Source organism: Thiocystis violascens DSM 198, assembly GCF_000227745.2.
In the GTDB taxonomy this organism is placed as follows: Bacteria; Pseudomonadota; Gammaproteobacteria; order Chromatiales; family Chromatiaceae; genus Chromatium; species Chromatium violascens.
Genome location: NC_018012.1, coordinates 1,674,958 through 1,687,676, shown reverse-complemented (window position 1 = coordinate 1,687,676; position 12,719 = coordinate 1,674,958). Strand labels below are relative to the sequence as shown.

19 protein-coding genes and 1 pseudogene are annotated in these 12,719 nt (G+C 63.3%); 13 read left to right on the top strand and 7 right to left on the bottom strand.

The features are described from left to right. Positions 1-8: 8 nt before the first annotated feature. The 8 genes from THIVI_RS07465 (at position 9) to THIVI_RS22625 (ending at position 6,790) form a co-directional block, all read left to right on the top strand. Complete coding sequence (locus THIVI_RS07465; protein WP_052314982.1) at positions 9-557, top strand: hypothetical protein; 549 nt, start codon at positions 9-11, stop codon at positions 555-557. Positions 558-577: 20 nt separating this feature from the next. Further along, complete coding sequence (locus tag THIVI_RS07460) at positions 578-784, top strand: hypothetical protein (RefSeq protein ID WP_014778002.1); 207 nt, start codon at positions 578-580, stop codon at positions 782-784. Then, entirely contained in the window at positions 781-1,044 is a 264-nt protein-coding gene (locus tag THIVI_RS07455; RefSeq protein WP_014778001.1) for a type II toxin-antitoxin system RelE family toxin, read from the top strand. Before THIVI_RS07460 ends, THIVI_RS07455 begins: the two co-directional genes overlap by 4 nt. 146 nt (positions 1,045-1,190) lie before the next feature. Next, positions 1,191-4,571, top strand: coding sequence for a type I restriction endonuclease subunit R (locus THIVI_RS07450; protein WP_014778000.1), 3,381 nt, complete (start codon positions 1,191-1,193; stop codon positions 4,569-4,571). Beyond that, entirely contained in the window at positions 4,568-5,278 is a 711-nt protein-coding gene (locus tag THIVI_RS07445; RefSeq protein ID WP_014777999.1) for a M48 family metallopeptidase, read from the top strand. Before THIVI_RS07450 ends, THIVI_RS07445 begins: the two co-directional genes overlap by 4 nt. Positions 5,279-5,500: 222 nt before the next feature. Next, the gene (locus THIVI_RS07440) at positions 5,501-5,893 is read left to right on the top strand and encodes a type II toxin-antitoxin system RelE family toxin (protein WP_014777998.1); all 393 of its coding nucleotides are present in this window, start codon (positions 5,501-5,503) and stop codon (positions 5,891-5,893) included. Next, complete coding sequence (locus THIVI_RS07435) at positions 5,838-6,326, top strand: helix-turn-helix domain-containing protein (RefSeq protein ID WP_014777997.1); 489 nt, start codon at positions 5,838-5,840, stop codon at positions 6,324-6,326. Before THIVI_RS07440 ends, THIVI_RS07435 begins: the two co-directional genes overlap by 56 nt. Beyond that, complete coding sequence (locus tag THIVI_RS22625) at positions 6,323-6,790, top strand: DUF6941 family protein (RefSeq protein WP_052314981.1); 468 nt, start codon at positions 6,323-6,325, stop codon at positions 6,788-6,790. The genes THIVI_RS07435 and THIVI_RS22625 overlap by 4 nt, the downstream gene beginning before the upstream one ends. 69 nt (positions 6,791-6,859) lie before the next feature. On the opposite strand, the gene THIVI_RS07425 is transcribed toward THIVI_RS22625, so the two are convergent. The 6 genes and pseudogenes from THIVI_RS07425 to THIVI_RS26300 form a co-directional block, all read right to left on the bottom strand. Further along, positions 6,860-7,822: a tyrosine-type recombinase/integrase gene (locus THIVI_RS07425; RefSeq protein ID WP_052314980.1), complete on the bottom strand. Its 963-nt coding sequence runs from the start codon at positions 7,820-7,822 to the stop codon at positions 6,860-6,862. Then, positions 7,819-8,184 carry an Arm DNA-binding domain-containing protein gene (locus THIVI_RS22620; RefSeq protein WP_052314979.1) on the bottom strand — a complete coding sequence of 122 codons (366 nt, stop codon included), beginning with the start codon at positions 8,182-8,184 and terminating at the stop codon, positions 7,819-7,821. The genes THIVI_RS07425 and THIVI_RS22620 overlap by 4 nt, the downstream gene beginning before the upstream one ends. 265 nt (positions 8,185-8,449) lie before the next feature. Further along, positions 8,450-8,593 carry a hypothetical protein gene (locus THIVI_RS25300; RefSeq protein WP_217160950.1) on the bottom strand — a complete coding sequence of 48 codons (144 nt, stop codon included), beginning with the start codon at positions 8,591-8,593 and terminating at the stop codon, positions 8,450-8,452. Between the two features lie 72 nt (positions 8,594-8,665). Continuing rightward, positions 8,666-8,917 carry a tyrosine-type recombinase/integrase gene (locus tag THIVI_RS25295; protein ID WP_052314978.1) on the bottom strand — a complete coding sequence of 84 codons (252 nt, stop codon included), beginning with the start codon at positions 8,915-8,917 and terminating at the stop codon, positions 8,666-8,668. Next, complete coding sequence (locus tag THIVI_RS25630; protein WP_245537469.1) at positions 8,883-9,257, bottom strand: hypothetical protein; 375 nt, start codon at positions 9,255-9,257, stop codon at positions 8,883-8,885. Before THIVI_RS25630 ends, THIVI_RS25295 begins: the two co-directional genes overlap by 35 nt. A 56-nt stretch (positions 9,258-9,313) precedes the next feature. Next, positions 9,314-9,457 (bottom strand): annotated as a pseudogene (locus THIVI_RS26300) (helix-turn-helix domain-containing protein); the annotation flags it as partial. Between the two features lie 143 nt (positions 9,458-9,600). Between THIVI_RS26300 and THIVI_RS24560 the strand changes: the two are divergent. After that, positions 9,601-9,816: a hypothetical protein gene (locus tag THIVI_RS24560; protein ID WP_157174393.1), complete on the top strand. Its 216-nt coding sequence runs from the start codon at positions 9,601-9,603 to the stop codon at positions 9,814-9,816. Between the two features lie 369 nt (positions 9,817-10,185). Here THIVI_RS24560 and THIVI_RS07410 read toward each other — a convergent pair whose 3' ends face one another. After that, a complete protein-coding gene (locus tag THIVI_RS07410) occupies positions 10,186-10,644 on the bottom strand; it encodes a helix-turn-helix domain-containing protein (RefSeq protein WP_014777994.1) in 459 nt (152 codons plus the stop codon). Positions 10,645-10,715: 71 nt separating this feature from the next. On the opposite strand from THIVI_RS07410, the gene THIVI_RS23505 reads away from it, so the two are divergent. The 4 genes from THIVI_RS23505 (at position 10,716) to THIVI_RS07395 (ending at position 12,696) form a co-directional block, all read left to right on the top strand. Continuing rightward, entirely contained in the window at positions 10,716-10,862 is a 147-nt protein-coding gene (locus THIVI_RS23505) for a Cro/CI family transcriptional regulator (RefSeq protein WP_014777993.1), read from the top strand. 107 nt (positions 10,863-10,969) lie between these two features. After that, complete coding sequence (locus tag THIVI_RS24555; protein ID WP_014777992.1) at positions 10,970-11,479, top strand: hypothetical protein; 510 nt, start codon at positions 10,970-10,972, stop codon at positions 11,477-11,479. Positions 11,480-11,558: 79 nt separating this feature from the next. After that, on the top strand, positions 11,559-11,927 hold the full coding sequence (locus THIVI_RS07400; protein ID WP_041446882.1) for a hypothetical protein: 369 nt from the start codon (positions 11,559-11,561) through the stop codon (positions 11,925-11,927). Continuing rightward, complete coding sequence (locus THIVI_RS07395; protein ID WP_245537398.1) at positions 11,860-12,696, top strand: hypothetical protein; 837 nt, start codon at positions 11,860-11,862, stop codon at positions 12,694-12,696. The genes THIVI_RS07400 and THIVI_RS07395 overlap by 68 nt, the downstream gene beginning before the upstream one ends. Positions 12,697-12,719: the final 23 nt, after the last annotated feature.

Here is a 12,719-nt window from a genome sequence, read left to right as displayed (position 1 = left end):
GCCCACACATGACACCCGCCCGCGCCCTGCTCATCAAGCTGATGGACATCTACGCCGTTCATCACTACCGGCGCACCCTGCTGGAGGTTCAGAAGCTGGCGTACTTCCTCCAGGAGGGCGGGGAGCCCCTGCAACTGCGCTTCGAGAAGGCGCTCTACGGTCCCTATGCTCACGCCCTCAATACGATGCTGGAGCGGATCGAGGGACAGGATACGCGCGGGTTCGGCGACACCCAGAAGCCCGACACCGAACTGGAACTGCTGCCGGGCGCGGTGCCCGAGGCGGACGCCTTTCTTTCGGACCATCCTGACTCGCTGGAGCGACTCGAACGGGTCAGCGATCTGATCGCCGGCTTCGAGACCCCTTACGGCATGGAACTGCTCGCGTCCGTGCATTGGGTCGCGGTGCATGAGGATCCGCCGGCACGCAGCGGGCAGGACGCCGAGCGCGCGGTCCGGGACTGGAACGAACGCAAGCACCGCGTTTTCCAGGCGCAGCATGTCCAGGTGGCCTGGCGGCGGCTGGAAAGCAGCGGGTGGCTTGGCTTCAGACCATGACAATCCAGAGAGATCACGACATGAACGTACACGCCGAATACATCGTCGACGAACACCTGAACAAAAAATCCGTCATCATCCCGTACTCCGAATGGATGGAGATCGTTGAAGAAATGGAAGAACTCGATGACATCCGGGCCTATGACCAAGCCAAGCAGGAAGCCGGTGATGAAGTGCTGGATTTCGATCAAGCGGTTGCAGAAATCAAGGCAGGCAAGATCGAGTGAGCTACTCCATACGGATCAGGAAGGCCGCGCAAAAATCATTGGCACGCCTATCTCAGCCGCATCAGGACAGGATCGTCGCGGCCATACGTGATTTGAGGGAGGAGCCCAGGCCACCAGGCTGCAAGAAATTGTCTGGAAGAGAGGCTTGGCGTATCAGAGTCGGAGACTATCGGATCATTTACGAGATCCAGGACAATGAGCTGATTGTCGTGGTCGTTCTGGTTGGGCATCGTCGCGACATCTATCAGTCCAGGCACTGACTGGATTGACGGAAAGCAATGAATTCATCGTAGGATGCGGTGAGTGAGAGCGAACCGCACCATTCGGCGACGTGGTTTCGCGATCGATGCGGTTCGTTCCTCACCGCATCCTACGACTCTCATTCAACAAGAAGCAGGATTGATCCATGGATCTACCGGAACTGCCACCACCCACCAGCACCCCGACCGAGTGGTCCGAGGTCGAGCGCCCACTGCTGCTGCACTTGCACGCCATGGGCTGGGAAGTCCTCTGCCTGGAGAACGAGCAGGACAAGATCGACTACCCGAGTGCGACGGGACGGCGGCACTTCCGTGAGGTCGTCCAGTACGACACCCTGAGAGCCGCGATCCGCCGCATCAACGACGCCGACGGGCCGCTCGACGACCTCACCATCGAGCGCGCCATCCGCGAGCTGGAGAAGACCGGCGGCCAGGGGCTGATCGAGCGCAATCGTCTCATCACCGAGCGCCTGATTACCGGGGTCTATGTCTCCACCGGCGATGGCCAACGCCAGCGCCTGATCCGCTTCATCGAATTCGACCCCGAGCGGCGCGACCGCAACACCTTCACGGTCATCAATCAGTACCGGGTGGATCTGCCCGGCGGCGGGTCGTTCGTCATCCCGGATCTGGTGCTGCTGATCAACGGGCTGCCGCTGGTCGTCATCGAGTGCAAGAGCCCGGCCCTGTCCGACCCCATCGGCGAGGGGCTGGATCAGTTGCTGCGGTACTCCAACCAGCGCGACTGGATCGACGAGGACGAAGGCATCGAAGACCTCTTCCTCTACAACCAGTTGATGGTGGTGACCGACTTCTACGAGGCGCGGGTCGGCACCCTCGGTGCGCTGCATGAGCACTACCAGCCATGGAAGGATGTGGCCCCCTGGACGCCCGACGCGGTGGCGCGCGAGCTGGGCAAGACGGCGGACAGCCTCAAGAGCCAGGAGCTGCTCGCGGCCGGGATGCTGCGGCCGGAACGCCTGCTCGACATCCTGCAACACTTCATCCTGTTCAAGACCGATGACGGCAAGCTGATCAAGGTCGCGCCGCGTTACCAGCAGTATCGGGCGGTCTGCAAGGCGATCGAGCGCCTGATGACGGGCACGACCCGGCGCCAAAACGACCGCGACCAGGACCGGCGCGGCGGCATCGTCTGGCACACCCAGGGCTCGGGTAAGAGCATCACCATGGTCTATCTGGTGCGCAAGCTGCGCACCGAGCCGGCGCTGCGGGCGTTCAAGGTGGTGGTGGTCACCGACCGCACGGACCTGGAAAAGCAACTGCGCGAGACCCTCGCCCTGACCGGCGAGAACGCGCGCCCGGACGAGCGGGATCTGCGGCGCAGCGTCTCCGACACCGATCGGCTGAAGGGCATCCTGGCCGAGGAGGGGCCGGATGTGGTCTTTGCCATGATCCAGAAGTACCTCGACCGGACCGGCGAGGTCGAGGTGTTCGAGTACGAGGTGCCGCTGAAACCGGCCGAGCACCTGGATCGCATGGCGGATGGGCCAGGCATCCCGGCGCGCGTCCGCACCCTGCGCCAGACCGTCCGTCGTCAGGAGTTCGGCGTGCTCAACGCCGCCGAGCAGATCCTGATCCTGGTCGACGAGTGCCACCGCTCCCACACCGAGACCTTTCACGCCAACATGATGGCGGCCATGCCCAACGCGGCCCGGATCGGCTTCACCGGCACGCCGATCCTCAAGCAGGACAAGGCGCACACCCAGGGCATCTTCGGGGAATTCATCGACAAGTACCGGCTCAAGGAGGCCGAGGAGGACGAGGCGACGGTCCGCATCCTCTACGAGGGCCGGACCACCGACGGGCTGGTCGAGCACACCGACCGCCTCGACCGTGCCTTCGCGGACCTGTTCCGGGACTACACCGACGCGGAGCAGCAGGTCATCCGCAACCGGTACGCGACGACAGGCGATGTCCTGGAGGCGCCGAAACTGATCGCGGAGAAGGCGGCGGACATGCTTTATCACTATGTCCGCAAGATCATGCCCGATGGATTCAAGGCGCAGGTCGTCTCCGTCAGCCGCCGGGCTGTCCTGACCTACCGGGAATCGCTCGGGCAGGCACGCGACGCGCTCGTGGCCGAGATCGCGGGGCTCGACCCGGCCAAGCTGGCGCTGGAGCCGAAGGACCTGGAGCAGGAAGATCCGTGGGTTCAATTCCTCGTCGGCGCCCATCCGCGCCTGGAGACGATCAAGCGGCTCGAATTCGCCGCCGTGGTCTCGCACGACCACAACGACCCGCCCTCCTGGCGGCAGTGGACGGACAAGACCAAGCGGAATGATCACATCGCCCGCTTCAAGAAGCCCCTGGTCCAACAGGATCCGGAGAAGCAGGACGGGATGGCCTTCCTGTGCGTGCAGAACATGCTCCTGACCGGCTTCGACGCCCCGGTGGAGCAGGTGCTCTATCTGGACCGCAAGATCGTCGCCCACGACCTGTTGCAGGCCATTGCCCGCGTCAACCGGCGCGCTCGCGGTAAGGATTGCGGATACGTGGTGGATTACATTGGGGTCGCCCGTCACCTCCACGACGCCCTCGGCGATTACGAGGACGAGACCCATGACCCGATGACGGATATCCGCGATGAGCTGCCCAATCTGCGTGACCGGCACAAGGCCGCGATCGATGTCTTTCTGACGCGCGGCATCAAGGGCATCCGCGACATCGAAGCCTGCGTCGATCTGCTGGAGGACGTGAAGATCCGGGCCGAGTTCATCAACAAGCTGCGCGCCTTCCTGCAAGGCCTGTCCATCGTGATGCCGCGACCGGAGGCGATGCCCTACCAGCCGGATGCCAAGATCCTCGGCTTCATCGCCAAGGTCGCCGCGAATCTCTACCACGACCCACAGCTCGACCTGCACGGCGTCCACCACAAGGTCAAGCAACTGATCGACACCTACATCGCCGCCAACGGCATCGATCCCAAGATCCCGCCCATCGGGATCCTGGACGTGAACTTCGCCGCAGCCGTGGAGGCCAACGGCTCGGCGCGCGCCCGCGCGTCTCAGATGAGCCATGCCGCCCGCCATCACATCACGCTGCACTTCAACGAGGATCCCGACCTCTATGCCACCTTCAGTGCCAAGCTCGAAAGCATCCTCGAAGCGCTGAAAGACCGTTGGGACGAACTGGAGCGCGAGCTTCGCCAGTTCATCGACGCTGAGCTGCGGCGCGGCCGGGACGAAGAGATCGAGGGGCTGGATCCCAAGGTCCAGGCCCCCTTCTTCGGTCTGATCAAGCGGCATCTGACGGACAAGGACCATCCGCAGCTCGCTGATGCAACGCTCCGAACCGCCATCGAGACCACGGTCGCGGTCGTGGACGCCGCGCGGGAAGCCATCGGGCGCGTCGGGTTCTGGCGCGACCCCGTCAGCCGTCAGGGGCTGGAGAAAACGATCTACCGGCTTCTGCGTCGCTCCAGGATCGTCCCCAACGAGACACTGGCCGAATTGGCCTCGCGCCTGGTGGACCTGGCAAAGAGCCGGCACCGTTTCCTCGTCTCATGAACGCGCTGATTTGGGTCGACGACCTGGAGATCGAACTGCGACGGAGCGACCGACGCAAGACCGTGGACCTCACGGTCGACCGTGCCGGCGAGCTGGTGATCGCCGTTCCGGCGGCCTTCTCGGACGCGCGTGTGGAAGAGATCATCCGCTCGCGACTGGAATGGATCTACCAGACCCTGGGCAACAAGCGGCGCGTGCTGCACCCGAAGATCGGCAAGGAGTACATGACGGGAGAGGGTTTCCACTACCTCGGCAGGAAATATCGGCTGAAACTCCTTCGCGCCGGCGATGGCGCCCTCGCGGGGCCAGCCCTGCAACTGAAGAACGGGCGGTTCCTCATGGCGGAAAGGGTCGCCCCGGAAGGCAGACAGCATTTCGTCCGGTGGTACGCGCGGCAGGCCAGCCGCCGATTCGCCAGCGAGGTAACGGCGCTCGCGCCGAGGGTTGGTGTGACGCCCGGCCCCGTGCGGGTCATGGACCTCAAGAACCGCTGGGCCTCCTGCTCGAAGACGGGCGGTCTGAACTTCCACTGGCGCGCGATTCTGCTACCGATCGACCGGGTTCGTTATCTGGTCACGCACGAACTGGCCCATCTGATCGAGCACAGCCATAGCGCCAGGTTCTACGAGATCCTCGGGCGGGTTGCACCGGATTACGAGGATGCCGAGCGTTGGCTCAAGGAGAATGGGGATCTCTATGATCTGTAGTCGGGGGGCGGGCAGGATCAAGGGTTATGGACTCAAGACCTTCCCCTAAAAACCAGAAAGGGCGCGGTTTGCACCGCGCCCAAACGCCGATCGGGAACGCCTAATCCACTTTCCTCAGATGTTGACATCCGGACAATCAGGCAAGGTCGTTGCGATGACCGGCCCGCGCCGCCGTCTCGACCGGAAGAAACGTCTTGATTATTTTATATCTAGGTCGATATATTGATAGCCCTCTACGTCCATCATGATGCCAAGACTGACCTGCGCGCCCTGCGAGACAGCGAGCCCCAAGCGGCTGGCCGGATTCTGGCCTTGCTGGCGCAACTGGAAGCGGATCCGGATCTCTTGGATCGTCTCACCCAGCACGACTACGGCGCCTACCGTTCAGCGGATTTTCATGTCAGCAAGTGGCAGGCGCAGTGGCGCCAAGGACGGGATCTGTGGCGGCTGAAGGTGTGGGATCTGGAGGACAAGGGTCTTCGCTATCGCATCGTCTACGCCTTCGAGCCAAGGGAAAAGCACTATCACGTTCTGGCCATTGCGCCACGGGAGTTCGACTATGACGCCAACCACCCTATCAGCCAGCGCATCCTCCGCGCCTATCAGGAGCTTTGAGAAGATCGTCGGCCAGGCTGGAGAGGCGACCAGCCGTAACCGCTGCCCGGTCTTCGCGTTCGAAGCCTACACCGCACCTCCACCGCCCGTTCCAGCCAACCATACGACGATCAGCCAGTTGCTGGATGAGTGGGAAACGGACGACCAGGGACGCGCTGCCCTGGAGTCCGGCAGGCGCTGGGTGGCCGAGACATTTTATCGGGAGGATGGCGATACGGTGCGCACCCTACGACTAAAGATGGGGTGGTCGCAGACCCGTCTCGCCGACGCATTGGGAACCAGCCAGTCCCACATCGCCCGCATCGAGCGCGGCACGGAAAATCTCACCATCGAGACCTGCCGCAAGCTCGCCACTGCGCTGGATATCGACCTGAATGCCCTTGATCAAGCGCTCAAACGTCAGGAAGCCATCGCGCAAGCGAAACAGAAATGATGATCCGCCACGTCGAGACCCTCTTCTGTGACGATATCCGCCATGAGATCGGCGGCAAAATCTCCTATATCGGGGTCTATTCAGGAGGACTATTCGTTCCCGCGTTTCCGGTGACGCTGCCCAAACTCTGCTTGTCCGTCAGAATTCTCACGCCTGCGAATGACCCGCTCCAATCATTGACCCTACGGGTCTTGAAAGATGAGGAGACTTTACAAGAAGTGATGCTCGATGAAGGCCAACTCGCGGCGGCATCCGACGCGGGCGAGGATGCAACGGATGAGCGTCGCGAGGAGCGCATTCAGATGACGCAATTCATGCTGGTCTTTTCCCCGATCCAATTTGACGAACCCTGTATCTTGAAGGTTCGCGCTCAGACCGAAAGCGAAGCATTGCGCGGCATGGCCCTGAAAGTGGATCAACTTCCGTCGACGTTTGTACAGGATCTCCCTCCATCGGGGTCGTGAGACGACCGCCGACTCATGGACAACGGGCTTGCGACAACCCGCGCGTGCGGTGAGTGCCTGGCCGGATCGTCAGGCACGTTTGGCAAACCGACCAACGACCACATTCTCCTGTCCCTCTGCGGCGAGCAGCAGCGCGAGCCGATCCCCGAGCCGCCGCCAGGCATCCCGCTGTTCAGCTTTCAGCTCATGGCGCTGATAGATCCGCTTGAGCTTGTTCTGCTCGACATGATTCAGACAGCGCTCGATGACTTCGCCGATCACGCCCAACTCGCCCATCATGGTCGCGCCCGTGCGGCGCAGATCATGCGGCGTCCAGGCCCCACCCGATAGCAGCAACGCCCCCGTGGCCTTGGTCCGGTTGGAGAGCGGCTCATCGCGCACACGGTCCTTGATCTGTTTGGTGATGGACTTCAAGCAGACATGCCCCTGGTCGTCCCTGGCCGGCAGGCACCAGGCCGAATCGCCCGTCAGGGTTTTCAGCGCCAGGAACTGCGCCTTGGCGAAATCGGAGAGAAAGACGTTGTGATCCTTGGCGTTCTTGGTGTTGCTACCAGGGATAAACCATGAACCTTGGTCCAGATCGAGATGCTCCCACCGGGACTGCGACAGCTCGCCCACCCGACAGCAGGTCGAGAGCATGATCCAGATGGCTAACTCCGTCGTGTGCAGCAGGTTGGCCGCCGGCAGGCGCTGCTTCAACTCGATGATCTCCTCTTCGGAGAGGTAGCGCTCGCGTGCCTTCTCCCGTCCACCGATCTTCTCCTTCGTCAACCCTGCTAGCGGGTGTGCCTCGACCCAGTCACGCGCGACGGCATAGTTGAAGAACTGACGGAGATCGCTGAAGAGATGATTGGCCATCACCCGCGCGCCACGCTCGACCACCTTGTCGAGCACATCGACCACCATCGCCCGCTTGAGGTCAACCAGCGCCACCTCGCCGAGGACCGGAAGAATGTCTTTCTCGATCGCCCGCATTGATTCACTGCCGCCATCCTTGCGGCGAGCCAGCTCCGCTTTTGTCCATTGGGTCATCGCATCCTTGAGCGTTCGCCGCGCAGCGGAGTCGGCCGCGATCCGAGCCAGCTCTGCCTGATGTCGCTGGACCGCTTGCGCAGCTTCTCCGCCCGGCCTTGCTCGACCGGATCGGTACCGGTATCCACCAACGCCTGTTTCGCATCGCGCGTCTTGCGGATGTCCTTCAACGACTCCTCCGGCCACTTGCCACACGCCGCCGTCCGCGTCGTCCCTTGCAGCGTGAAGCGGTATTCGAAGGTAACGACGATCCCGGTCTTCTGTGCACGGACCCGTCCGTACAGCCCGTCGCCATCGAACAGCTTCCGCCCGACATTATCGGGCGTGAGCGATTCCAGTTGCTTGACCGTCAGCTTACCCATTGCAGCGCCTCGTCTCTGATCCGTCGTCAAAATAGGGGCGTTTTTTACCCCCACTTTTACCCCCACTCTCGGGGTGGCTTAGGTAGGATTTTAGTGGACCTTGCGGGATAAGGCTAGTGGGTCAGGATTTATATCATTCTGTTAAAAAAGATATTTTTGACTTCTGGCGGATCTAGCAGGATCTTTCTGTACTTATATGGGGTTCAGGTGGTAGGAGGTTCAAATCCTCTCGCCCCGACCAATTTAAGCTAGTAATTACAAGCGGTTACGCATCATGCGTCGCCGCTTTTTTCTTGTCCGCCGAGGCGGTGTGCCGGAAACTGTGCGGAACACTTTGAAGCCCGGACTCGATCCGCGCGGCATGCTCGGCCAGATGCTCTGGCGCTAGATGGGCGTATTTTCGCACCATGGCGAAATCCGACCATCCCCCGAGCTCCTGGAGCACATGCAGCGGGGTGCCAGACTGCACATGCCATGAGGCCTAGGTGTGGCGCAGGTCGTGCCAGCGAAACTGCTCAATCCCCGCTCGCTGGAGAGCCTTACGCCAAGCCCGTCCACCCGCCTTGGTGACCGGGGACCATTCAATGCTCCCGTTCTCATCGGGCCGCGGGTAGGCGAAGACCCGTTCGGGGTGTCGGTCCTCCCAACGCCGCAGCACCAGCATAGCGTCGGTATTGAGCGGTACCCCGATGGCTTTTTTAGCCTTGGCCTGGTCGGAGTGAATCCAAGCCACACGGCGTACTGGTCGTACGGATGGTGTGCAGCCGGTCCCGATCGATCTGGTCGAGCAATAAGCCCTTCAGGTGCGGGTCTAGCCAGCGCAAATGACACAGGTCATCATCATGGCTGGCCTTGTGCGCGGTCTCCTCGACCCAGCGCACCACGGCCTCTGGCCAGCTTCGTCGGGGCTTCTCGCCCATACGCTCCTGGCGCCACAGAGCCTGCTTCAGTTTCGCTTCGTACTCCTCGGCAGCCTTCTTGTCTTCCGTTCCAGTAGAGCGTCGTACTTCTTTGCCGTCTGGTGTGGTGAAGCGCACCCACCAGTGCCGGCTATTGGATCGGCGGTAGAGCATCGCGTCTGTCCTCTCGGCTCGACCGCCCGCGCCTGTTCAGCATAGCGTGAGCGCAGCCAATTGGCTAAGTCCTCATCAATGAACACCCAGTGCTTGCCCGGCTTGGCGCTCGGGATATCGCCCTTGACCGCCAAACGGCGCAGAGTCTCCGGGTGCAGGCGCAGGAAGTTGGCCGCTTCGACCAGGTCAAGGGTTTTCATCACGCGGTTTCCCCGGCTCCATGGCCGTTCCGAACGGACGACCGGCGCCGGTCATGCCCGATCGTGACCGGCTCGTCGCTGGCGTTGGTGGTCGAGGGTCGGGATGACCCACCGACGCCAGCCTGGATGTCGGTCTGGTCCTGATGGACGAAGCCCTGACGGGGATTGCCGTCCATCCCAATGCCTTTGGGCGATCGCCATGGTTGCGCCAAACGGGGCGCGCCTGCATTAGCGACGATGGCGCGTTCCGCGCGCCTGACCTTGTCGTGGAGGTCAAGGCGATCCTGCGCGCGTGGCGCAGGGATGTCGTCAGAGCGCGGATGATGGAACGCGGTTGGCGCATGTCGGTGTTCTCGTGAGGTGGGCACGGGTGCCCTCTTGAGGTGGAGCGACCCTGAGAGGTGCATCGCCTCGGGTGGTCCGCAGCCAACGCTCACCCTAGACGTCGGCGCTTGACAGTGATCAAAAGGCGGAACTTGACCAGAAGTGAAGCGCTCTTCATGGCGATTGTTAAGCGCGCTCAATGCCACGTGCGTCTCTGCCGCCTGCGAGCATCGCCCTGGCGAGCGATTGGACGCCCGCTCGGGAAGCGCGCCGGTTCGCGCAGCCGTGCCCATCAGCGAGCCGATCGACCCCTCGGCCGGTCGCGGGTCTCAGTCTGTGAGACGGAAAACTCGGTCAGGACACGTGACAGGCACCGCGGCCAAGAGACGCGGCGGAGGGCGTGGCTAACGGGTCGAGGTGTCGTCGTCCGATCCCAGCAGCAGATCGATCGCTTGCGCGATCCGCGCCCCCGCTCGGGGGTTCTCCATGTAGCGCAGCACCAGCCGGGTCACCTCCTCGCGCACGGATGGATCGGCCAGCGCCAGGCGACGCGACAGCTCATCGAGCAGCTCCGCTAAGGGGCGCTGCTCGATGCGGTGGGAGGGGACGCGGTCAAGGGCGTGGCCGGGGTCGCCTGCCTCCTCGCTCAGGAGCATCGGCGCGGTTCCCTTCAGCAACCACTGGGGATTTACCTGTCGGGTGCGCTGTAAGGCGTTCAACGCCTCCCATTGCGGCTCCGTGAGCGCACGCTCCCATTGCGAGACCGCCTGTTTAGAGATGCCGCCCGCGCACTGTCCCAGCGCCTCCTGCGTGAGCTGCAAGTGCTGGCGAAGGAACTTTACACGGTCGGCAACAGTATTCATGACGACAAGTCTAATTGACTATCGCGGGCCGTGCTATTGACTTTTTTTGTCAATTGCACTTCACTTAGGCCATGATCACGAAATCCGATCTCCTGGCCGAACTGGGCACCCTGGTCGCGGTGGCGCAAGCAGCCGACTGCACCAAGCAGGCGGTGGCCCAGTGGTCCGAGCGGATCCCTTTGCGCAGCGCGGTGTGCATTGCGCGCAAGGGACGCTGAACGATGCATCAGTTGCGCCCGGACCTCTTCGGTCCGCCGCCCACGCGCCCCGAGCCGGCCTGATGGACCGGATCGACCCCGGCGAGCTGAGCGGCGGCTGACCGGCGGTGGCCATCCGACTCGACGACGCGGAACTGGCCGCGCTCAGCGGACAACGCCCTGAGCTCTGGCAACTCTACATCGTGCTGAGAACCCTCATGGACTATCACAGCGGTTTTGTCGGCCATACCCGTCGCATCTCCTGGCGCGCCTTGCAGGAGGCCCTCTATATCGAGCCCGGGCAGGGGCTGGAAGGCACCGGCACTCCTACCAAGGCCAAGGTCCGACGGCTCGCCGAAGGGCTTGAGCGTGCTGGTTTGGTGCGTAATCGCAGTGCATTGAAACATCTGATTTTTTTCCTTCCTCTAGCCATCACGGATCAGTCTGCGCCAAATAAACCCGGCACAAACCCGGCATACCCATCCCGGCACCTCAGACTCCAGCAACGATGCGGTCTGCGGGCCAGATCCACCCATAACCCGGCAGGTGCCGAATTCGAAAGGGACCGTCAAAGCCGGCACACCTCCGGTATCCGGTATCCGGAAAGAAAAGACGGTGCTTACGCACATGTCGCGTGACGGGCCGTTTTCGGCTTCCGATGGCGGCGTTGGACCAACCTCTGCACCGAGCGCCCCCGACGCCCGACCTGACGGCCCTGTGGCCGTCCGCGCCGATGTCGTGCAGCCGATCTTCGCCTACTGGCAGCAGGTCATGGCCAAGCCCAAGGCCAAGCTGGACGCCAAGCGCCGATCCGCCATCGCCGCTCGGCTCAAGGACGGCTACACGCCAGCCGAACTGCAGCGCGCCATCGACGGCTGTCGCGCCTCCGCCTGGCACCAGGGCCGCAACGACCGTGGGCGCGCCTTCGACGACATCGCGCTCATCTGCCGCGACGCGGCCCATGTCGAGCAGTTCCTCGCACTCGCCGCCGATCAGCGCGCCGAGCAAGCCGCGCTGGATGCCTTTCTCAACCCAGACCCCGATCCGCTGGAGGGGGAGTTCCATGTTGTGCGATCACGACCGTAAAGTCTTCTCGGACCTGCTCGACGAACTCGGCGAGACCTACGGGCAGACCGTGTCGGTCGGGCTCAAGCAGACCTGGTGGCGCCTGCTCGCGGCGCATCTGGATCTCCCGACCCTGCGCCAGGTCCTGGATTGCCACCTGCTGGACGCCGAGCGTGGGCGCTACTTCCCGCGCCCGAGCGACATCATCGCCGTGCTGGAGCGCGCCGGCGGTGGGCACCCGAGTTCAGACGAGGCCTGGGCCTTGGCGGTGGACACCTTCGACGAGGCGGCGAGTGTGTGCGTCACCGAGGAGATCCTACTCGCCGCGACGGCGGCCGCGCCGGTGTGGGAGTGCGGTGACCGCGTTGGCGCGCGCATGGCCTTCAAAGGCGCCTACGAGCGCCTGGTGGCCGAGCGGCGCCGGCAAGGGCAACCACCCCAGTGGCGGCTCTCGCTCGGTTGGGATCCTGGGCAGCGGACCAATGCTGCCGAGCGTGCGGTCGCCGCCGGACGGCTGTCGGCCGAGGCGGTGCGGCACCTGTTGCCGGCACCGGAGGACGCGAACACCCCGAAGCGTTTGACGGGGACGGTTGTGGCCATACCACAGACCGAGGAAGCCGCCATCCGTCAGCAGCTGAGGACACTCCGCGAGCTGATCCTGCGGGCGGTCCCACCCACGCCGGCACCGCCCGCCGAGCGTGCGCAGGCCCGGCGTGAGCACATCGCGCAACGCAAGCGGACCGCTGCCAGGGACATCGATCGCCTTCGCGCCAGCCGAGGCGCCCCGTGAGCCTTGTGGGGGACGCTTCGGTT